At 48.7% G+C, this 22,048-nt stretch carries 18 protein-coding genes, 1 tRNA gene, 1 pseudogene and 1 riboswitch; of the genes and pseudogenes, 6 read left to right on the top strand and 14 right to left on the bottom strand.

Annotated elements, in window-relative coordinates; translation table 11 throughout:
• The first annotated feature begins 19 nt into the window (after positions 1-19).
• Positions 20-616 (top strand): hypothetical protein, encoded by a 597-nt coding sequence (locus NMD08_RS04565; RefSeq protein WP_286543948.1) that lies wholly within the window; start codon positions 20-22, stop codon positions 614-616.
• An 88-nt stretch (positions 617-704) separates the two neighbouring features.
• Here NMD08_RS04565 and NMD08_RS04570 read toward each other — a convergent pair.
• The 8 genes and pseudogenes from NMD08_RS04570 to NMD08_RS04605 all read right to left on the bottom strand — a co-directional run.
• Positions 705-797, bottom strand: a pseudogene (locus NMD08_RS04570) (restriction endonuclease subunit M); the annotation flags it as partial.
• Between the two features lie 374 nt (positions 798-1,171).
• On the bottom strand, positions 1,172-2,458 hold the full coding sequence (gene eno, locus NMD08_RS04575) for a phosphopyruvate hydratase (RefSeq protein WP_151218365.1): 1,287 nt from the start codon (positions 2,456-2,458) through the stop codon (positions 1,172-1,174).
• Between the two features lie 15 nt (positions 2,459-2,473).
• Positions 2,474-2,902 (bottom strand): universal stress protein, encoded by a 429-nt coding sequence (locus NMD08_RS04580; protein ID WP_151218364.1) that lies wholly within the window; start codon positions 2,900-2,902, stop codon positions 2,474-2,476.
• A gap of 3 nt (positions 2,903-2,905) precedes the next feature.
• Complete coding sequence (locus tag NMD08_RS04585; RefSeq protein WP_151218363.1) at positions 2,906-3,868, bottom strand: DHHA2 domain-containing protein; 963 nt, start codon at positions 3,866-3,868, stop codon at positions 2,906-2,908.
• Positions 3,869-3,910: 42 nt separating this feature from the next.
• A riboswitch (Fluoride riboswitch) is annotated at positions 3,911-3,986 on the bottom strand.
• A 321-nt stretch (positions 3,987-4,307) separates the two neighbouring features.
• The gene (locus NMD08_RS04590) at positions 4,308-4,601 is read right to left on the bottom strand and encodes a JAB domain-containing protein (RefSeq protein ID WP_370619631.1); all 294 of its coding nucleotides are present in this window, start codon (positions 4,599-4,601) and stop codon (positions 4,308-4,310) included.
• Positions 4,602-4,700: 99 nt separating this feature from the next.
• On the bottom strand, positions 4,701-5,129 hold the full coding sequence (locus NMD08_RS04595) for a DUF6392 family protein (protein ID WP_370619633.1): 429 nt from the start codon (positions 5,127-5,129) through the stop codon (positions 4,701-4,703).
• Positions 5,130-5,164: 35 nt separating this feature from the next.
• On the bottom strand, positions 5,165-5,917 hold the full coding sequence (locus NMD08_RS04600) for an S-type pyocin domain-containing protein (protein WP_370620200.1): 753 nt from the start codon (positions 5,915-5,917) through the stop codon (positions 5,165-5,167).
• Complete coding sequence (locus NMD08_RS04605) at positions 5,918-6,844, bottom strand: PAAR domain-containing protein (RefSeq protein WP_370619635.1); 927 nt, start codon at positions 6,842-6,844, stop codon at positions 5,918-5,920.
• 874 nt (positions 6,845-7,718) lie between these two features.
• Here NMD08_RS04605 and NMD08_RS04610 point away from each other — a divergent pair.
• Complete coding sequence (locus NMD08_RS04610) at positions 7,719-8,861, top strand: Fic family protein (protein WP_370619636.1); 1,143 nt, start codon at positions 7,719-7,721, stop codon at positions 8,859-8,861.
• Positions 8,862-8,975: 114 nt separating this feature from the next.
• On the opposite strand, the gene NMD08_RS04615 is transcribed toward NMD08_RS04610, so the two are convergent.
• Complete coding sequence (locus NMD08_RS04615) at positions 8,976-12,281, bottom strand: hypothetical protein (RefSeq protein WP_370619638.1); 3,306 nt, start codon at positions 12,279-12,281, stop codon at positions 8,976-8,978.
• A 17-nt stretch (positions 12,282-12,298) separates the two neighbouring features.
• A complete protein-coding gene (locus NMD08_RS04620; RefSeq protein ID WP_370619640.1) occupies positions 12,299-12,625 on the bottom strand; it encodes a hypothetical protein in 327 nt (108 codons plus the stop codon).
• A gap of 379 nt (positions 12,626-13,004) precedes the next feature.
• On the opposite strand from NMD08_RS04620, the gene NMD08_RS04625 reads away from it, so the two are divergent.
• The 3 genes from NMD08_RS04625 to NMD08_RS04635 all read left to right on the top strand — a co-directional run bounded on the left by NMD08_RS04625 (position 13,005) and on the right by NMD08_RS04635 (position 15,494).
• Positions 13,005-13,466 (top strand): hypothetical protein, encoded by a 462-nt coding sequence (locus NMD08_RS04625; RefSeq protein ID WP_370619643.1) that lies wholly within the window; start codon positions 13,005-13,007, stop codon positions 13,464-13,466.
• Entirely contained in the window at positions 13,463-13,678 is a 216-nt protein-coding gene (locus NMD08_RS04630; RefSeq protein ID WP_370619645.1) for a helix-turn-helix domain-containing protein, read from the top strand. Before NMD08_RS04625 ends, NMD08_RS04630 begins: the two co-directional genes overlap by 4 nt.
• Positions 13,679-14,612: 934 nt before the next feature.
• Positions 14,613-15,494, top strand: a complete 882-nt coding sequence (locus NMD08_RS04635; RefSeq protein ID WP_370619647.1) for an integrase domain-containing protein — start codon at positions 14,613-14,615, stop codon at positions 15,492-15,494.
• A 180-nt stretch (positions 15,495-15,674) separates the two neighbouring features.
• Here the strand turns inward: NMD08_RS04635 and NMD08_RS04640 are convergent, their stop codons facing one another.
• From NMD08_RS04640 to NMD08_RS04650, 3 genes are all read right to left on the bottom strand, one after another.
• The gene (locus NMD08_RS04640; protein ID WP_370619649.1) at positions 15,675-16,934 is read right to left on the bottom strand and encodes a tyrosine-type recombinase/integrase; all 1,260 of its coding nucleotides are present in this window, start codon (positions 16,932-16,934) and stop codon (positions 15,675-15,677) included.
• 163 nt (positions 16,935-17,097) lie between these two features.
• Positions 17,098-17,173: transfer RNA gene (locus NMD08_RS04645), tRNA-Phe, on the bottom strand.
• 105 nt (positions 17,174-17,278) lie between these two features.
• Complete coding sequence (locus tag NMD08_RS04650; RefSeq protein WP_370619651.1) at positions 17,279-17,986, bottom strand: DUF554 domain-containing protein; 708 nt, start codon at positions 17,984-17,986, stop codon at positions 17,279-17,281.
• Between the two features lie 468 nt (positions 17,987-18,454).
• Here NMD08_RS04650 and NMD08_RS04655 point away from each other — a divergent pair, with 468 nt between their 5' ends.
• Positions 18,455-20,590: an ornithine decarboxylase gene (locus NMD08_RS04655; protein WP_151224323.1), complete on the top strand. Its 2,136-nt coding sequence runs from the start codon at positions 18,455-18,457 to the stop codon at positions 20,588-20,590.
• A 52-nt stretch (positions 20,591-20,642) separates the two neighbouring features.
• Here NMD08_RS04655 and NMD08_RS04660 read toward each other — a convergent pair whose 3' ends face one another.
• The gene (locus NMD08_RS04660; protein WP_003027130.1) at positions 20,643-21,899 is read right to left on the bottom strand and encodes a nucleoside permease; all 1,257 of its coding nucleotides are present in this window, start codon (positions 21,897-21,899) and stop codon (positions 20,643-20,645) included.
• Positions 21,900-22,048: the final 149 nt, after the last annotated feature.

Raw genomic sequence — 22,048 nt, forward strand, 5'->3', positions numbered from 1 at the left:
CAACGTAAGGAAAACAGAGATGAAAATACAAAAAACAGTCATGGTCGTTGCACTTCTGTCAGCAGGTCTGATGAGCGGTATTTCGAGCGCCGCGACCTCGTCTGCAGTTACCTGGAACCAAGTCAAAGGTGGAGAACAGTCAGTATTATGGGTAGTTAATAAACCGATCGCTTTCTCCTTTACGGTAACCCCCAGCGATATTGTGAGTGTGGACATTGCTGGAGTAGTTAATCTGGGAACCGGCGGCGTTGGTAACTACACAAATGGTCCTCAGGCGGTTGTGGCTACTGCGAAAGGACAGACGTATACAACTTTCCCCGGTGGTAACGTAAACCCTTATGCAGTGGGTTATACCATGCCTGACGGGACAGGGCAGTCATCCGACGAAGCTATGATACTGATATGGGCACCGACTGGAGGCGGTAAAGCACACGAGTGGTCCAAAGCGAAAACCGGAGATGGGGTCGAGACAATTTTCAATAAAGATGAAGCAGGAAGCATATCGGGAATGCTGTATGACATGTCAGGTTCTAGTCCTAAGATGATTACGAATATCGATAAAGTCAAATCAAAGAGTTTCGTTCTGAAACTCGACGTCAGTGCAAACAAGGCCTGATCCCGAGTTAGCTGATTGTCAGTCTGTCGGGCATTTGTCCTGATGGTCCGGGATAAGCATCCTTTACCGGGCCATCAACAGGAATATACCACTGGTCGTATTTGACCAGCCTGCTTACGATGATCTTCTTTCCAAATTTACACGGGCTATTACTTTTGCAATCCCGGCTCATCCGGTAAAACGATTTTGCTGATTCCATTGACTTTTGCCATGGCGGAGTAAAATAGTTTTTCCCATAAACTGTTATTTGCCTGTTACCCACAGCGACTGAACCTGAAGGACCTGGAGCCATTCATTTGTTGGTAATGATTCCCCGAATTTACCTGGCTCCCGGTCAAGGAGGTGACGTATCAGGGGATGGGGGCGGCTTCCGATGAACAGAGCAATTACAACGGCACTGGTATCATCCGGCAGTACGTTAAAAAAGACATCAGCGATCGGGAATACCAGACATGTTGCCAGGATTCCCATTGCTGTTGATAGTATGAGTATTTTTCAGTTCGCAGGACCACCTTAGCCCTTCCCGTATCTGAGCATACGGGAAGGATGACGGAATCAGCGTTTTTTGAAGGCGGTTTTACCGGCAAAGATAGCGGCGTCACCTAATTCATCTTCAATACGCATCAGTTGATTGTATTTCTCAATGCGTTCCCCGCGGCTGGGGGCGCCGGTTTTCAGATGACCGGCTCGCAGGCCGACAGTCATATCCGCAATGAAGCTGTCCACAGTTTCTCCGCTCCGGTGCGAAATAAAGGTTCCCCAGTTGTTATCCTGACACAACTGGACAGCTTCAATAGTTTCACTCAGGGTGCCTATCTGGTTCAGTTTTATCAATGCGGCATTGGCCAGGTTTTCATCGATACCTCGCTGGATATATTTCACGTTGGTCACAAAGATATCATCCCCAACCAGCTCAACTTTATCGCCGAGCGCGCGGTGCAGGATCTGCCAGCCAGCCCAGTCGTCTTCCGCCAGGCCATCTTCAATCAGGACAATCGGGAAATCATTCACCAATTGCTCATAGTAGCGGGTCATTTCGTCGGCGCTGAGCCGGGCATTTTCGGTACGCAGGATATATTTTCCATCGGTGTAGAATTCACTGGAAGCCGGATCCATACAAATAACGATATCTTCGCCCGGGCGGTATCCCGCCTTGTTAATTGCTTCCACGATAAGCTCCAGCGGCTGGCGATTTGAGGAAACAGCCGGTGCAAATCCTCCTTCATCGCCCACACCGGTGGATAAACCTTTTTCCAGCAGAACCTGACGCAGGGCCTGGTAAACCTCGCTACCCCAGCGAATAGCTTCACGTATGGAAGACGCCCCCCACGGTGCAATCATAAACTCCTGAAAATCTGCACCTTGCCAGCGAGCATGAACCCCGCCGTTAATGATATTCATACAGGGAACTGGCAGCAGATTCGCGCCGACGCCACCCAGATAGCGGTAGAGCGGGGTCGAGGAGAGTTGAGCCGCCAGGCGGGATACTGCCAGCGACACGCCAAGGATCGCATTGGCGCCCAGGCGGCCTTTGTTTTCTGTGCCGTCAAGGGCGATCAGGCAGTTGTCAATTTCCTTCTGGCGGCGTACATCGTAGCCCTGCAGAGCATCGTTAATTTCGGTATTGATACAGCGGACCGCATCCTGGACGCCTTTACCGCCAAAACGGGTCTTGTCACCATCGCGATGCTCGATGGCTTCACGGGAGCCGGTGCTGGCACCGGAAGGAACGGAGGCCCGTGCCATACAGCCACCCACAGACGTCACTTCAACCTCTACGGTTGGGTTGCCACGGGAATCCAGAATCTCTCTTGCGACAATACGTTCAATTTCAAAATTCATAAGTTTGACCTTCTTTTAAGGGGTTGGAATATGTTTAATCAGAACATCAACAGAAAGGTGATTGATGAATTCAAAAGAAAAGGAGGAAAAAAAACCGAACAGGTGATTTTTATGCCCCAGCATGACCAGGTCGATATCTTCGTGCTGCACAACGGCTTCGACGTCACGGAAACGATGAATGCTGACGATGGACCTGACTTCGATATCAACACTGCTGGACTCCACCAGGCGGCTCAGCATTGCTTTTGCATCAATAACGTCTTGGGATTGACGATCTTTGATTAATGAATCACTGGTGTAATCCAGCTCTCGGTAGTCAGCGCTGAGATGGCCGACAGTAATACGGGTCCCCATCTCTTTTGCCAGACCTTCTGCCTGCTCAAGCAACAGCAGGCCGTCAGTTTCATTTTCTACAAGTAACAATGCATGCCGATAAATTTGCATAAATCACCTCTTATAAGAAGCGATGCGGTCGGTCAGCCAGGGGAGGATTTCTTTTTTCCGGCTTGTCATGCCGGGCAGTGACTCCTGGCGGGAACCTGTCAGGCTGCTGTCTGAAAAAAACAACACGGAGTTCCGGCTGGTGATGTCTGTCACCATCAGGATCACCATTTCCTGCGCACTGTTCTTGCTGGTTTTATCTATTTCCTGCAGCAGCGCAGGTAACAGGGGAGTGATATCAGCCATGTTGCGTACCTCAATTTGTGACAACAACAGCGGCACATCATGGATCCGGTAATTTTTGGCGTCACGGTTGAGTAATGCTAATGCGGATTGCCCGGCTATATCTGTTTTGGCACGCAGCAGTCCGGCCACAAACTGGCCATAATCGATGTCGGCGATTTCCCGCAAAACAGCTACGGCTTCCTGATCCTGGATGGTGGTTGTGGGGCTGGTCAGCGCAACGGTATCACTGAGGATCGCCCCCATCAGTAGCACAGCCTGAGCGGCCGTCACCGGCATCGGAATGCCATGCTGAAGGATCGAGAGAATCACGGTTGCGCAGCATCCTACCGCCCGCACCCAGACATCCGGTGGATTGTGAGTAATGAGGGTGCCAATACGATGATGGTCAATGATGCCGATGACGTTGCTGTCCATCAGCGAAGAGGGCCCTTGCTCCGCATCTGTAAAATCAACCAGCCATACGGTTTTATCAGTCAGGTCGGCGGTGAGTAAATCGGGCTGTGAAACACCTGCGACGTTTAGGATATATTGGGTCTCTGGGGTGATCTCTCCAAGACGCCATGGGGTTGCAGGACGACCTGTGTAATTAAGCCAGTCAGCCACAACCAGCGCGCTGCAGACAGCATCACTGTCAGGATTTTTATGACCGAAGACATAGATTGAATTCTCTCTTTGAGAAGAGAGAGATTTTGCGGTAAGCGGTAATATGGTTTTATTTTGCATAGCGATACCTGACATACATGCCCGTAATAGGACTAATTTAACTGTATATCAGGCGTCATCATCCGGTATTGAAAACACCGGCGGTTGGGAAAGGTGGAACACCATCACCTTGTAAAACCATCTTATATGGGGCTTTGTATTAAATCAATATTAATTGTTGCGCTCTGATTTTGTGGTCATTCTGAATCGCCACGGGTTTAACAGACACCTCAGAGTCATTTAAGATGACTTAAAGAGAGGTGCCCAGGAGCGAGAACCATTGAGATGGATGAGTAAAAATATGTTCCCGTTGTCGGGAATTTTATAGGGTTTTACGTCGGTTTTGCGGTCCGGATTTTTGCGTCAGCCAGTGCGATAACAGTGTTGCTGAGTGATTTGAGGATACAGAGAGTTATTGAATCAGACTATATCAGGGCTTCGACGAGTAATGCTTTCCAGTTCATAGCCAGCCCCTCTCCGCGAATGAAAGCGTCTGACCACCGCCAACGACGATGTGATCCACGAGTCGGATGTCGATTAGCTCCATAGCTTTCTGAATGTTCAACGTTATCGCTTTATCCTGAACGGATGGCTCGGCGTATCCGGATGGGTGGTTATGGGAGCAGATTATGGCGGCGGCGTTGAGCTTTAGTGCCAGATAGCTTGCGGTGTCCTGCGGTGAAGCCAGTGTGTCGGTACGATAGAGCCGTTGAGTGAGGATTTCGCGGGCTTGATTAATGATGTCATCGTGCATGATTCAGCCTCCTGTGGTGATTTGCACGTTTCTTGAACCGGGAGAGGCTGGGGATGTTGGAAACGGCCCCGAAAGGAGCCGTTGTGGTGATGTGTGGAATTACCAACTGGTATCAGCGAGTGGCATAAACGTAAGCGATTCCACAAGATGGTTTGCAGTATAGGCTACTTGCATTGATAGTGGGATGTGGAAGCCTTCAAGGGTGTAGCGTTCTTTCATTCCAAACTGAAGGCCGCCGATTATTTTCGGGGGAACCGACTTATCCGGTGCGTCAAATTGCTCATGCATCCAGCTAAGACTCATTTCTTTTTGTAGTGGTGAAGGCAATTCATTTGGGAATCGCATTGAGGGTTTATCCTCGTCCAAAAGCGTGAGTGTCACACAGAATAGTTTCCGGGATATTCGATGGAATGCGAGATAAACGCCTTCCTTGACCATGTCTAGCTCAAGAACGGGATCGCCAGAATCACCTGTTGGCTTAGTTTTGTAAGGGATCAAGCCTTTTTCGAAAATATCTTGATAGGTCATACCGATGCTTCTTAGTAATGCCTCTACATTAACTGTCATTTTTTATATAACCCCACGCTCTCATTAATCTGATGCAGCTTTGCTCTTGCTTCTTCTAATTGTTCATCTGTAGCCCCGTACTCTTTGAGTGCTGGTTTTTCAGCGTCAAAGTTCTGATCTGCTGCGGCACGAAGATCATAGCTGTGGGCAATTATCTTTTCAGGAGTGTTTCGCCCCCCGTAAGTTTCGCTATCATTTCGATGTACTTCCTTAGGAACACCGATAGCAGCTACTCTTTTAGAGAGCTTTTTCAACTCTTTTGGGCTTAGTTCAGGGTGTAATCCCTTGTAGTGAGCTTTTACTGCGGCAGCAGATGGAATGTGGTCCACTTCTAACTCACCTTGTCGCGATCTGCCATCAAAATCACTGTATAACTTGACCTCAAGGAATTCCACCGGGGGCTTGCTGAGGTAAATGTAGATCGGCGGGTGGAGGTTGCCCGGAAACACCAGAATGTAATCCCGGAAGTCCTTTTCTTCTGGCGGTGGCGTGGTGGTGATGGTCACGCTCTGAATATCCGGGTGCTCAAGCCCCGGTATCGTCACGGTTCCTGCCTGTGGACTGTTATTCCCTGTGTTCCAGCCATTTTGTGCCCCCGGCGTGTTTGCTGGTGTCCAAGTGATTAACGGTTTATCGCTTTGCTCGTCGCCCCAGAATTCATAGCTGCCATCGGTCTGCTTCTCCAGCATTCTGACTCGCACCTGATCGCGGCCACTGGCGGCAGTGGTGTGATAGCCAACCGCTTTCAGTCACCCACTTTCCTCGTCGGTGATCCAGTTATAGCGGACGCGGGTAGGGACGGTGCCCTTGCTGTGAGCCACTTCCAGCAGGTTCAGAGGCGTCAGCAGGTCGCTCTTCTCACCCTTTAGCTGTGACTGAGCGATAGCCCCCATGACCACGAACGGCAGGTTCATCGCCAGCCGCCCGCTCCAGACTTCGGGGCCGGAGAGGCGTTTCATGGAGTGGGTTAAAGCTGTAGCGGCATCCTGACTGGCTTTTGCGGTTGCTCCTCCCGCAGAGGCAGTCATCCCGGCTTCGGCGGTCCCAGCCATGACTGGCTGCGGGGGGAGGTGCATCGCTTTCGCTTCACCAAAGAAAAAGCCTGTAACTTTATCGAAGAGTGATTTCTTCGGTGGCTCTGGTGGCGGTGCAGTTTTCTTTTTCTTCGCGGCCTGAGCGCGCTGTTCCGGTTCCGGGGCGGGCTGCGATGGAGTGGACTGATAGAAACTCATTTCCCCGATGTTGTCCTGCGGCTCTTCTGCCGTTCCGGCGTCAGTATTGCCAGTACCACGCAGGACAGACTTTGCGAACACAGGAATAGCGACTACAGCGGCGGCGGCAGCTATTTTGTTAATGGGCCATTCCGCTGCCCGCTTGCGATGCTCCTCAAAAGGATCGCTCGGGCTATCTTCCACCCAAATTGTCGTACTGCCCAGCACCTGATTGTTTTTGCAGTTACAAAGTACCTGATCGCCTGTGGCTACGCAGGGTTTGTCTTCGGCGAAGTAATACGCAGTGCCATTGATCTGAAATGGCCCGTTGCAGGTTTCTTTTGGGCACCATGCCATATCGCCATTCAGGGCAATATTCCGTTCTTCAATAATCGTCGAGGAAGCTGAAATCACTTCACCGCCGCTCGTGGTTTTGTCTCCAAGCCTTACCAGAGCTCTGGTCATAATCCCTCATGAATCATATTGATATCGTAGGCATAACACCCAAAAGATGACTAAAGCTAAATCAATCAGAGTGAAAAATGTTCGGCTTGATATAGGGATTGTTGTTGAGAGCTGGGGGTAGAGTTAGTGCTGGTGGTTCGCGTTTGACTTCAGACCGGACAAAGACCGGATATAGCCGTGCAGTAATGAATCTGTCAGCCAGGTACTCATGTGAAATATAGTGTCGATTGGGGATTTGAAGTCTGACAGACAGGGCTATAGCGACCAGAGGGGCTGGTAGCTGCTCAAGAGAAATGCTCATGCTGGATGGTAGAAGCAGGGCAGGAGCATCAGCGGGCATCTCGACCAGATATCTACCGGAACCCCAAACGCAAAAAACCAGCCCTAAGGCTGGTTTTTCTAAATAGTGGTGCCGGACTCGGAATCATATCCATGATTAACATGCTGTTTGTTATTGGTTTTGTTGATATTTCTTACAAACAGCACCCCCACTAAGGCCCCCATAAAAAATCGCTTTATTTTTGTGATGATTATCACGAAAAATCGTTGTTAAAGGGTAGGGGCTTCGTTATGTGTGGAGTCAGGTCCACACATAACGGCTTAAGGTCCACATATAGCGGCACATAACGGTTCGAGGTCCACATATAATGTCCGGTACTCCACACATAGCGGCGCTAAATAATCCATGCTGCATTACGCAGGCAAAGCTCCATCCCCCTTCGCGTTGAACATCTTCCAAACTTACATTTGATATGTTGGAACAACGTTTTTTGAGATAATCAAAATTGGTGTGTTTTCTAATTGATAGATTCTATTAGTATTTTTGCTATACTTTTGAGATACCGTCATGCACCAGTTGAGATAACTAAACATCATGGCTCAATTTAATCACTTTGAACTCTCGCTTCTGAACCCCAGCTTTGACTCCCCATTGGTCGACGCGTTGACGGAACTGGAGATCCTCCGGCATCTGCGACTGGAAACCGACGTTCACCCCATCCTTTTTTCGCAGTTAAAGGCCGTTTTCCACATGCTGGAGAGTCTTGGCTCTGCAAGGATTGAAGGAAACCACACCACGCTTGCCGACTATGTTGAAAGCAAGGTGGAAGGAACGCAGAATTCGACGGACCAGCTCAAAGAAATCAACAACATTGAAGCCGCGATGGAGTTCATTGACGAATACCTGAGTAATGGTGATGACATAACGGAATATTTTATCCGCGAGTTGCATAGTCTGGCGGTAGTCGGGCTGCAACAGGAAGGCGACAGAACGCCCGGCGCATATCGGCAACATAACGTCAGCATTGCTCAGTCTGACCATTTACCGCCGGACCATATCCGCGTTCCTGATTATATGGCGGAACTGACCGCCTTTATTAACCGTACCGATAAGCCAAAGTACGATCTGATGAAGATTGCTCTGGTGCATCATCGCTTTGGCTGGATACATCCCTTTGGCAACGGTAATGGCAGAACCGTCAGATTGCTGACCTACGCGTTGCTTATCAAATATGGCTTTAATGTTCAGGCAGGTGGCCGGGTTCTCAATCCGACAGCGGTATTCTGTAACGATCGTGAACGCTATTACGCCATGCTTTCGTTAGCTGATCAGGGAACAGAGCAGGGGCTGGAAGAGTGGTGCTTATATGTGCTTTCGGGGATCTCCTCTGAGCTGAAGAAAGTCGATCAACTGACAAACCATGCTTTCCTGAGTGAAAAGATCCTATATCCGGCTATCGATTTTTCATCGGAGAGAGGGCTGATAAATCCGCTGGAATCGAAGGTTCTAAAACGTTCTGTTGAGTTAGGAACGATAAAAGCGGGCGATCTGCGTGCCGTTTTACCTGACCTGAAGCCGACGCAGGTGACTTATCAGCTTGGTAAGCTGATTGAGCGGGGGTTGCTCCAGCCAGTAGAAGAAGGGGCGCGTACCTATACGGCGAAGTTTTCTAATTCGTATCTGATACGTGGGGTGATTAAGGTTCTGCGGGAAGAAGGGTTTATTCCTGATTTATAATGCCAGAAATATCTAAATAGATTATTAACGGTTTCCCTATCATTATGCTTTGAGAAAAATAGCAGCTGCTAATATAGCTGCTATGCCTATGGTCTTATTTTTTAGAGCTTACAGTTACTCAATTAAATTATTTTCAAGTGGTTCTGTTGTTGTGTCAACGTTATTCACCAGTAGGTTCATGTAATTAATATCAAGAAAATGACCCTGTGCAAATGAGCTGAAAATTGAAAAAATAAATGAGATAAACCCTTGAGGATATAGATGGTCATCAATAATAAGCTTAGTAAATGCTACTAATCGTTCCTCTGCGGTACGGCCATCAGAAGCATTAATAATACATTGGCAACAAGTATTAAATAGTACAATTATAACATTATCCAGAGATAATGATCGCCTTCCATTATTATGATTGGTATAAACTAAAAATAATGGTAAAGAAATGGCATGGGTAAAAAATGAACACAAACGATTAAAGTTATTGAATGGGTTAGAGTGCATTTGAAATATTTTTGTTACTAAGGTGACATGTTTTTCATCATCTGAATTTGCCAGTGCGATACAATCCTTGTAACTTATATGCATAGGAAGGTAAGTTTCTACATGGAATTGGAAATTGTTCAATTTAATAGATAGCGGTAGATGCTCCAGGAGATGGGATGTGAATAGTATCGCATTTACTATTTTTATTTCAGCATCTAAAGATTTTGTCAAGGCACTAAAGGCATCATCAATAATAAAATATGGTGTTTTTGTGAAAAGAACATATTTAATTGTAGAATAGACTGATGTGTCTAAAAACTCTTTTACATTTAATAAGATATCTGGCGTATTATCTACCGGTACTGGGTGAACTTCGCTGTATCTGAGTAAGTTATTCAGAGCTTCGCGAATGGACGCTGTTGAGCTTTGAATGTCTTCTGCCGTTATCCTAAAAAGATGATCGTCACGCACACCGATAGATAGATAAGAAGGATTTTCAACTTCAGTTAGCCAATTATCAATACAAGCTTTAGTCTCATTTGTAATTATTAGCTTGTATCTGCTTTTGCATAATGTTATGTCTGCACGAGTTAGAGCGAGATAAATGATGCCATGAATATCCGTAATGAATTTTTCTGGATGCTCTACTTCTCCTTCAGGGAAAGATATAGATTTATTGACTATCTGAGAAGTTAATAGCTGCAAAATAGATTTTGCAGGTTTTCCTTTATCAAGCTCATTAGCTTTAAGGTATAAAGGTACATTCTGACAATTGATAATATGTTCTTCTCTTGATTGAATATCATATTGTGAGAATTCATCTTTTATTTTTTTAAACATTAGCTCTGGGTCTGAGGGAACTTCAATCCTTTTTATCGGGAAGCTTATGTCAGGTTTTTCAGAAGTAATATTTAGTGCATATCTGAATATAACGTGGTAAGGATTTAATTCTTCTATTATTTTTACTCTATCCATGACATAAACAACTTCCTCACCTATAGCTAAATTAGCAAGAAGATCTCCATATTCAGTGTGAGCAGATAATAAGGCACCCTGTTCTTTATCAGGTTCTATATCAACAATAACTTTCTCTTCTTCCTCTCCATTGCGGCTCAGTTTTATAGCTCTGATAACTTTATCTGGATATTGTGTGTTTAATTCATTTGCTTTCTTAGCTTGATGACCAACTAGAGATGAAAAGTGTGTTTGTAGAAGAATAGATGCAAATTTTTGAGGCGAGCTAATGAATTTCTCTGAAACGATTTTTTCTGAAAAATGAGGATCTACCTTATTCGAGATAAGTCTCAACAATGACAAGGTATACGTATCGAAAGATAAGAAAACAGTTTTCGGTATTCTGTCCAGAATAGTAATGGTTGTCGCTGGAGCCGTTTTTAAAGTACAACGAATCAGTAGCAGCCAAGGGTATGAATTATCAGAGTCTTTCTTAATAGCCTCTTCCAGAGCTATTATTGCCTGAGGCCAACTATTATATGCAATATCTATTCTGGCCTGAAAGATCCATGTGTAGTGATCCCATAATGTTTTATCTAGCCTGCTCAGGCATTCTGTTAATGTAGTTAGCTTTTCTGCACGAATAAGGGACTCGAAATAGGCTATAACTAAGCGTGACGGCCATAAGTTTGCAGGTAAACGAGGCTCAAGAAGATCACAACATTCTTTAGCAAGATCTAACCAGAGTAGATCATCGCATAAATTAACTAGTCCATTGCCGGAAAGAGATGTTTTATCTTTATGTGCTAATGAGGTGAAAATAACAAGATCTTCTTTGATTCTTTTTTTGTTAATGTGATCATTACTATCATTTAATAATAACTTAGCTTTCAACGATATGAGTTGGTAGTTAAAAGGCAGGTTTTTAATATGATCTTCTTGTTTTAAATCAGCATTCAGAATAAGCTGCTTTATATTTTCCTTAATATACATTCCTTTTTCTGCGGACTCTAGCAATACAATCAAGGAATTTGATGTTAACTCATCATCTTCTTTAATGTCTCGTATAGAGAGAGGCGTAGTATCATCGATTGAGAATAACATATCAACAAAGTCAGCAACAGATGAGTTAATAGCTGATATTTTATCTTTATATTTAACTGTTTTTTGAATAAGTTGGTGATGATTTGCTTTTACTAGCATAACTAAATTACTTAAAGAGTAAAGCAACCATTTGTTATCTGGATATGTTTCTGTGAATGAGAGTGTATCATTAATACAGTTTATTATTTCATCATAGATATCTTTATCCAGAGAAAGTAAATCTGTATTATGATATTTTTCTGTAAGCTCTAGCGCGGAAATATAATTAAGAAGAATTGAATTTGTGGGTGTAGATGATTTTTCAGCTAAGAGTGTTGCAAATTTTTTTGCTGATACTTGGTTCTCTACCCGACTAGCACCCACCGATATTGCATAAAGTTCATCCTCACTAATGAGAGGCCGGTTTTGGCTCCAGAACTCATTAATTTCATTTTCAGTAGCAAGGCATTGAAGATAAAACATGTGTGAGTATTTTTTCTTTGGAGACTGTGAGTATATGGCTATAGCATTTTCATGATTGTTGTTTTTAAACTCTATAAGCATAATAACAGAAAAAACAACATCTCTTAGTTTATCTGATAACTCATCATCTTTGGCAAGAGTATAAAGTTCATCAAATCCTGAGGTTAAAGCATTTTCTGATGCAAGGACTGCTGTATTCAATACATCTACAAATTTTCGGGCGACTGGTGTGGCAGGTAATTTTTCTATAGTGTCTATAATGGTCTTGGCGGTGGCTATATCGCTGTTACGTATATTTCTAAAAATATCCTCTGCAATAGGGAATAGATTTTCGGGAGTAAGCTCTGATGGGTATATTATCTTATCACCAAGAACAATGTCACCAGAACCGTGATGTGAAGGGTGCAATTCGCTATTCATTCCTGATGGCCCTGCTTTTAGTTGTTGATGATTTTATTACCATGCACAATATCGCCGCTGCCATGATGAGTACTAACATGGTTAATAGTCTGCGGTACCGTTTTAATTTCCATCAATAATCTCAGTAACTCAGGATCGTTATCAATTTTGGTTTTTATTGCTTTTCCACTTAGATCATCATTTATGTCTAGTTGAGTAATTTTATGCGCCATTATTTTCGCAGTATTATCGTCAATCAGCCAGTTTCTGAGAGTATCTTTTAACCAGACCGCGCTTATCGTTGCGCCAGTCTTTAATCCGTCATAAAGCAATCCCGACAAAATGGTACTTGTTAGAAAATCCATAGTTATTTCTCTGTAGTTAAATCATATAGATAAACTATACCTGAAGTGTATCTTCGAATACCAGATCTTGACCATACAAAAAGTGTGGATGAGATAAGTTCTTGCTGCAACTAACCAAACGCGGTACCGTTCGTATGCATCTGCAAAATCAGGTGCCGGGCTTGACCTCCTGAAAACTGTTACAGGCGACATACGACGCGCCCGCGTCTTTTTTTATGTCGTGCGAACGGCTACACCTCTATGGCGGGCCGGGCGGGGGCACCGCAAGGTGCGCCGGTTTCCTGTAACGCCGGTAAGGTCAACCTCGTCCGGTTCCGCCACCCGTGGGATTGACCTCTCCGGTGGCGGAAATATAAAACCGTTACAGGAGGCTGCCACTATGGCTACGATCCCCACTCAAACACACCCGTTACTTTCCGTTCCCTTCAATGCCGCCACGGATTTCACCGTCCTTGCCAGCCACTGCGAAAACTTCGCTGAAACCCTGATTGAAAGTAAAGATATCGCGTTAAAAATGGCGCTCTGCGGCAGACTCAACACAGCTCTGACGCTGCTCCAGCCCACGCTGTTAGACCCCGTCCCGCCACATCTTGTTGAAAGCCTGACCGTTGACACCCTCCCCGCAAACGCCCCTCAGTTTGGGCCTGAATGTACAGAACTATGTAACTACTGCATTGCCCTGACGCAGACGCTGGCGGGGCAGGGATTTTCCTCTGAAACGGAGAAATTCCTTAGCTGGTTGCTGTATGACCTGATCAATTACTTTGCGGCAGAAATGAAAGCCCCGCGTTGGCTGCGTACACCTGACGGCGTAAAGTTTATTGACGGGGTGGCGGCATGATGCAACCGGACTGGCATTCCGCCGACATTATTGCAGCGCTGAAAAAGCAGGGGACGTCGCTGTCCGCCGTTTCCCGCAGCTCAGGGCTGGCATCCTCCACGCTGGCAAATGCGCTGATCAGACACTGGCCCAAAGGTGAAAGATTGATCGCCGAAGCGCTGGGCATTGCGCCAGAGCAAATCTGGCCTTCGCGCTATCTCAGATCGCGTTAAAACAGATTCTCCTGATCTTTTGTCAGCTCTGCTGGCGGAAGATCGGGAGAAAGCAAGCGAGGCGCGGCAGTCCGTCATTCACAAAATGACGAAAAAATCCACAAACAACTCAATTTCCAGAAAAAAGATTTCCCCTTTTCATCCTCATAAACCGGGTGTAATCTCCCTCCTGCAATATGCTGTCGTCGACAGCTCCCTTTGCTTCAAAACCTGAAAGAAGCACCTGTTATCAGGACGGTTGATCCCTTTACCGGTGCAGACCTCTGCAAACACCGGGTCGCAGAACATCGCGGCGGAGGCCTGAAGTTCATACACGATGCATTCTTTAACTGCGCCAGTTCATCGGCTGTCATTCCACACAACCGGAAATCACCCGATTTCACGGCTCGCTTACACCTGTTGAATTTCAGCGCCTTTTACCTGCACCAGTCCACTGGCCGATGTTTCACCGCGCCGGAAACTTTCCGGTAAATCCAGCACCTGCTGCCACACCAGCGCCTTTACTCTTACGGGCTGCGGCCTGCATTGCCGCAAGGCTTTGCGGCCGCGTGACCGTAAACCTGCACCAGAATTGGCTCTTCCAGAGCACGACACCTGACCGGGCGTCACTTGAGTCCCGTATCACGGACGCAAGTGACGCCGTTCCACCACGCCGACGTGAGCCACAGCAAATCTGGCCCGCGCCCTTAATCCCCCACACTGATACGCCGTTTTCAGGCCGCTGTCGGTTCAGAAAAGGAGAAAAAGATCGATACCGAGGGGGCACGATGCCCCGGAGAACCTCCTGCTCACGCAGGCAGCCTGTACCGCGTACAGTCTGAAACTCCCTACACCTCAACAACCTGCCACCCCGGCGTGAAGGTATCGTTCTGGCGCAGCCACAAAGCATACGCCGGGGCCAGATTGTGCTTTTTAACAGCGGCAAGGGGTAGCTATGGGCAAATTAGGTGGTGAAATGAAGGCGCTGGCGAAAAGGGCGGGCGGCAGTTTTAAAACGGTGGATGACCGCATTCATATTGTGCAGCGGTTCAGCCGCCATTTACGCTCTCAGAATATCCAGATCCAGCGGGTGGAGCAGATCAAGGTTCGTCATATCGAATGCTACATTCAGGCGCGGCTGGCGCAGGAAATCGGTAAACGGACGCTGCAAAATGAAATGGCCGCACTGCGCGGCGTACTGCAACAGGCCGGACGTAAGCAGGTGGCAGAGCATGAGCGACTGACCAATAAAGCATTAGGGCTGGCTGGTGCATCGCGTAACGGCACCAACCGGGCCATCACGCCGGAGTATTACAGCAAGGTACTGGCAGCCGCCCGCGATGAAGACGCAGGGCTGGCGGTAACGCTGGAACTGGCAAGGCTGATGGGGCTGCGTTCGCAGGAAGCGGTTCAGAGCTGTCAGTCACTGAAAACGTGGAGGCAGGCGATGGATCGCGGCGAAACCCGGCTGACGGTGGTGTTTGGCACCAAGGGGCATCGTCCCCGTGAAACTATTATTCAGGATACTGGCGCAGTGAAAAAAGCGCTGGATAACGCCTTATCTGTCGCAGAGTTGCGTAACGGCAGACTGATTGATCAGCCCAGCCTCCAGAAGGCCATGAATTACTGGCGGGGAGCGCTCGCTGAAGCCGGATTGACGGGGAATTATACCCCGCACTCACTGCGCTATGCGTGGGCGCAGGATGCCATCCGTCACTATCTGGCGCAGGGATTCAGCGACAAAGAAGCGCTGGCGCTGACCTCAATGGATTTGGGTCACGGCGACGGACGCGGGCGATATGTGGCGCAGGTCTACGGGCGGCATGAAGAGGAATAATTTCCTGCTCTGGTGCAATCATGAAAAGGCCGAAAGGGTAAGGGCTAGCTAAGGGTAACAGCACCTGACCGGAAAAGGCCAAAAGGGCCAGAACTGGCGCAGCTAAATGGATTTTGGTGCTGGTGCAAATAAAAAAGCAGATCCGCGAGATCTGCTTTCCGGCGTGGCGCGTTAATGGGTTCAGGCCACCTGAACCTGCCTGTCGTACCGGTACGGCGCAACAAACTTCTGCCGACAGGCATCGAGATAATCCGACCACCACTGCATCATCTGCGTGCGCTCGTCGAGGTGCTCCGCCTTGTGGATATACGCCGCCCGCACGTTGTTACGCTCCTGATGGCTCATCTGACGCTCCACGGCATCCTTCGACCAGCGCCCGGACTCGATCAGCGCGCTACAGGCCATTGTGCGAAAGCCATGGCCGCAGACGTCCACCTTCGTGTCATAGCCCATCACCCGCAGCGCCTTGTTGATGGTGTTTTCGCTCATTGGTTTGCGCGGATCGTGGTCGCCGGGAAACAGCAGTTCACTGTTGCCGGACAGCAGTTTTAGCTGCTTCAGCACCGTCACCGCCTGCTTTGACAGTGGCACCAGATGTGGTGTTTTCATCTTTGCGCCACGCTCCGAATAGCGCACACCCGGAATAGGCTCACGCTGCGCGGGGATAGTCCACATTGCGCCATCCAGATCGATCTCCGTCCAGCGGGCAAAGCGCAGCTCGCTGGAACGGATAAAGATCAGCAGGTTAAGCTGTACCGCCAGCCGGGTCAGTAATCTGCCGGAATAGCTTTCCAGCCGCTCCAGCAACTCCGGCATCTTTTCCAGCGGCAGGGCGGGGTAGTGGTTTTTCGGTGGCGGCGCGATGGCACCGGTCAGATCGTTGGCTGGGTTGCTGGCGATCAGGCTCTCCTGTACCGCGTAGCGCATGATCGCCGTGGTGCGCTGCTGAATGCGTGCGGCGGTCTCCAGATTGCCTTTTCTCTCCGCCACTCGCAGCGGGATCAGCAGATCGGCGGTTTTCAGGTCAGCGACGGGGAATTTGCCGATCAGCGGGAAAACGTGCAGTTCCAGCGAACGCAGGATCTTCGCCGCGTGGTTCTCCGTCCAGCGGATATTCCCCGCCAGCCACTTGCGGGCGACTTCCTCGAAGGTATTGCCGCTTTTCTTCGCCTGCTTCTCCTGTTGTTTTTTCAAGCCCGGATCGTCGCCTGCACAGAGTACCGCACGAGCTTCTTCACGCAGCTTACGCGCATTCGCCAGCGTCACGGTCGGGTAAGCGCCAAACGCCAGCTTCTTCTCCTTGCCGCCAAAGCGGTACTTGAGTTGCCAGAGTTTAGAGCCGTTGGGCTTAATCAGTAGGTACAGACCCTGCGCATCGCTGAGCTTGTAAGGTTTATCGAGTGGCTTGGCGTTACGAATAGCGGTATCGGTGAGTGGCATAGCGGGGGCTCCAGAGTTTATCGAACCAACAGGCCCCCAATTAAGCCCCCAAAAACTCTGGATGTCAAAAAACCTGACGGGACTTTTCAGCACCATCAGGTTTCTTTAACTTACTGATTTTTTAACGTTTCAGGACGTATAGGTACATCATGAAACTAAATTTTGGTGCCCGGACTCGGAATCGAACCAAGGACACGGGGATTTTCAATCCCCTGCTCTACCGACTGAGCTATCCGGGCAACGAGGCGCATTAAACCCGATTCGCTTCGCTTCGTCAACGAAATTTCTTCAAATCAATGCAGACTGCACAATCTATCACCACATTGCTGGTATTGCACGCATTCTCAGGCAAAAAATGCTGTCCACGCGGCGGAAAGCGGCATTGCCAGCAGCAGGGCAGGAAGCATATTCACAACCGCAAACATTTTGATGCCGCAAATCCGCAAACCGGTTGCCAGTAGCAACAGTCCGCCTACAGCGCTGAAATCAGCCATCATGGCGGGCGTCGTCAGAGGCAAAATTAGTGCAGCACAGGTGGCAAGCGTCAACTGAATTGCCAGCATCGGTATGAAAATGGCAGACACGGCGATCCCTAGCGAGCAGGCGAAGATAATAGCGGTGAAGAAATCGAGAAATGACTTGGCGATTAAAATATTAGGATCGCCAGTAATCCCTTCATGGATCGCCCCGAATATCCCGGTCCCGCTGGCGCAAAACAGCACGATGATCGCCACATAGTTTTGGATAAAGGATTCGTGTGTAACGTTGGTGTCCGAGCGGGTGAAAAGCTGTTGCGCTTTGGCTACTGCGGCATTGATTCCTTTTTCCAGATGGCAGAATTCGCCAATTAATGCGCCGACCAACGTTGCCAGAACCATCACCGGCAAGTTAACGCATTTGATAACCAACAAGATACCAATTCCCAACGAACACAACCCGAATATTGAGGTCATTGAGATCCGAATACGTTCGGGTAAGTGCTGGCTGAGCAGCGCGCCGAGAACGCCACCAAATAAAATGGCGCTGGCATTAATAAACGGTCCGATTACCACATTAGCTCCTGCATACCCATTATCGTCTTGATGCTAAAGGCAATTAGCTGGGTGAAATTATGTTTCAGATTAAATTATTATGCCGCTATTTTAAGACGAAATGCTTGTTTATCTGTGAGGTTTAAGCACAGGATTTTATCTTGCGCCTGTAGGTGAAAGGTGCCATGATTGCGCGAATTTTATCCTGTCTGAATGGGGCTGCCTGGGATGATATTACTTCCCCTACATCGCCTTCAACATCGCCTTTTTGCGCGACGTTTGCCCCTTTCTGCGACTTATCTTCACGCTCTCACCATGCGGTGAGGGCAGCGTACGCTCACTGCAGGATAACAGTAAAATCAGAGGCTATCTGCTTTTACTGATGTCTGGCGGTCGGGGCTGGTAACCAGTTTGACCCGTCATTTCGTGGGCAAAGCAATGCGGCTTTGTCCGGGACTTTTGATTTTCCCGAAACGGGTTATTGCGCTTATGAAATCAATGAAAATTGCCGCCAGTGGTGAACTGGCTTCTCGTCTTTCCAGCCATCGCCAGGTGGTTTCACTGGACAGCACCGATTTTACTGACGTTGCGGCAGTCGTCATTACCGTTGCGGACAGCCGCAGTGGGATCCTGGCCTTGCTGAAACGTACCGGTTTTCATATACCGGTGTTTTTGTTCGCAGAGTCTGATGTCGATGTGCCTGCGGGCGTTAACGTGGTGATTCACGGTCAGCCTCAGGACTGGCTGGAGCTGGAGTCTGCTGCCTGTCAGTATGAGGAAGCATTGCTGCCGCCGTTCTATGACACGCTCACCCAGTATGTCGAGATGGGGAACAGCACGTTTGCTTGTCCGGGGCACCAGCACGGTGAGTTTTTTAAAAAGCATCCGGCGGGACGACATTTCTACGAGTTCTTTGGCGAGAACCTGTTCCGCGCGGATATGTGCAACGCTGACGTTAAACTGGGCGATCTGCTGATTCATGAGGGATCAGCGAAACATGCGCAGAAATTTGCCGCGAAAGTTTTCCATGCGGATAAAACCTACTTTGTGCTGAATGGGACTTCTGCGGCGAATAAAGTGGTGACCAATGCGCTGCTGACACGCGGCGATCTGGTGTTGTTTGACCGCAACAACCATAAGTCCAACCACCACGGCGCGCTGATCCAGGCGGGTGCGACGCCGGTTTATCTGGAAGCGGCGCGTAATCCATTTGGTTTTATTGGCGGTATTGATGAGCACTGCTTTGATGAGGCGTATCTGCGCCAGCAACTGCGCGAAGTTGCGCCGCACAAGGCTGACCAGCCGCGTCCGTTCCGTCTGGCGATCATTCAACTGGGTACCTATGATGGTACGATCTACAACGCCCGACAAGTGATCGACAAGATCGGTAGTCTGTGCGATTACATCCTGTTTGATTCTGCCTGGGTTGGCTACGAGCAATTTATCCCGATGATGGCCGATGGGTCACCGCTGCTACTGGAGCTCAATGCTGACGATCCGGGGATCTTTGTCACCCAGTCGGTACACAAACAGCAGGCCGGATTCTCGCAAACCTCGCAGATCCACAAAAAGGATAACCATATTCGTGGTCAGGCGCGATTCTGCCCGCATAAGCGTCTGAATAATGCGTTTATGCTGCATGCTTCCACCAGTCCGTTTTACCCGCTGTTTGCGGCGCTGGATGTGAACGCCAAAATCCATGAAGGCGAGAGCGGTCGTCGGCTATGGGCGGAGTGTGTGGCGCTGGGGATCGAGGCCCGTAAAGCGATTATTGCCTGCTGTAAGATGATTCAGCCGTTTATTCCTCCGGTAGTTGATGGCAAACCGTGGGAAAGCTATCCAACGCCGGTGATCGCCAGCGAGCGCCGCTTCTTTAGCTTTGAACCGGGCGCTAAATGGCATGGTTTTTCCGGCTATGCGCGCGACCAGTATTTCGTTGATCCCTGCAAGCTGTTGTTAACCACTCCAGGCATTAATGCGCAAACAGGACAATATACTGAGTTTGGTATTCCGGCGACGATTCTGGCGCATTACCTGCGTGAAAACGGTATCGTGCCGGAGAAATGCGACCTTAACTCGATTTTGTTCCTGCTGACCCCGGCAGAAAGCCCCGAGAAACTGGCGCAACTGGTGGCGATGTTGGCGCAGTTTGAGCAGCATATTGAGGACGATACGCCGCTGGCAGACGTGCTGCCCTCCATCTTCAACAAGTATCCGGTACGTTACCGGGATTACACGCTGCGTGAACTGTGTCAGGAGATGCACGATTTATACGTCAGCTTTGATGTGAAGGATCTGCAAAAAGCGATGTTCCGCCAGGAGAGTTTACCTGCCGTGGCGATGAACCCGCAGGATGCCAACAGCGCCTTTATCCGTGGTGATGTTGAACTGGTGCGTATTTGTGATGCCGCAGGTCGCGTTGCTGCAGAAGGTGCGCTGCCTTATCCTCCGGGCGTGCTGTGCGTGGTACCGGGTGAAGTCTGGGGCGGGGCAGTGCAACGTTATTTCCTGGCGCTGGAAGAGGGCATAAACCTGCTGCCGGGCTTTTCGCCGGAGCTGCAAGGCGTTTACAGTGAAACGGATGCAGACGGTATTAAGCGTCTGTATGGATATGTTGTGAAGTAAGCACAAAAAAAGCGGGTTACCTTTTGGTAACCCGCTTTTCTCTGCGTAAACGTTAGTGCGCGATAGTTTGGGTGCCAGCCGGAACGCGTACGTGTTTGTATTTAAACAGCGCCACGAAGGCAAAAGCCAGTACCAGCGAGTAGCCAGCGAAGATCAGCCATACGGTCTGCCAGTCGGTAATACCGTTCAGCGTATAGTGTTCAACCACTTTACCGCTCACCAGACCGCCAAGAATACAGCCGAAGCCGTTGGTCATCATCAGGAACATACCCTGTGCGCTGGCGCGGATTTCAGGGCGAACTTCTTTCTCTACGAACACCGAGCCAGAGATGTTGAAGAAGTCGAAGGCGCAGCCGTAAACAATCATCGACAGAACCAGCAGCACGGTACCGAACGGCGTTGGATCGCCGTAGGCAAACAGGCCGAAGCGCAACATCCACGCCACAATACTGATCAGCATTACATTCTTAATACCGTAACGGCTCAAGAAGAATGGGATGGTCAGGATAAACAGCGTCTCGGAAATCTGCGAGATCGACATCATCACCGAGGCGTGTTCAACGATGAAGCTACCGGAGAACAGCGGGTTGTTATCGAAGCTGTGCAGGAAGGTATTACCGAACATATTGGTAATTTGCAGCTCAGCGCCCAGCATCATTGAGAAGATGAAGAAAATCGCCATGCGCTTGTTTTTAAACAGCGCGAAAGCATCCAGGCCCAGCATGGACGACCAGCTCTGGTTTTTCTGCTGGTTAGCAACCGGAATATGCGGCAGCGTCAGCGTGAACAGCGCCAAAACAACGGACAGCGTGGCACCGATATACAGCTGCATATGACTCAGCTCGAAGCCGGAGAAGCTTACTCCCCACATCGCCATAATAAAGCCGATGGTGCCCCAAATACGAATTGGCGGGAAGTCTGTAACGATATCCATCCCGGCTGACTGCAGGCGATAGTAAGAAATGGTGTTGATTAACCCCAGCGTTGGCATATAGGCCAGGGAGTTAAGCAAGATCACAAAGAACATGGCACCAGGGGTGGTGACTTCGGCTGCGGCGAACAGCGTGGCTGCGCCGACCAGGTGACAAATGGCGTACACCCATTTCGCACTGATCCATTTGTCGGCCACGATCCCTAACAGGGTAGGCATAAACACGGCGGCGATCCCCAGCGAGCTATACACTGCGCCAATGGATGCACCATCGAATTTTAGGGTGACAAACATATAGGAGCCGAGGGTAGTGAGCCAACTACCCCATAAGCAGAACTGCAGAAACGAGAGCACTTTCAGCTGCAGCTTAAGATTCATGTTAATTTCCTCACACCGTAATGCGGATGAATGTTTTAAAAGGCACATTTGCCGGGGCTTGATGATGTGATTCTATCAACGAGAGACACTCTTTTTTTGTTACCTGTGACAAATATTTGCAAACAATTTCTGATTGCAAAGCAAAAGAG

The organism is Citrobacter meridianamericanus (assembly GCF_041320245.1).
Classification (GTDB): domain Bacteria; phylum Pseudomonadota; class Gammaproteobacteria; order Enterobacterales; family Enterobacteriaceae; genus Citrobacter; species Citrobacter meridianamericanus.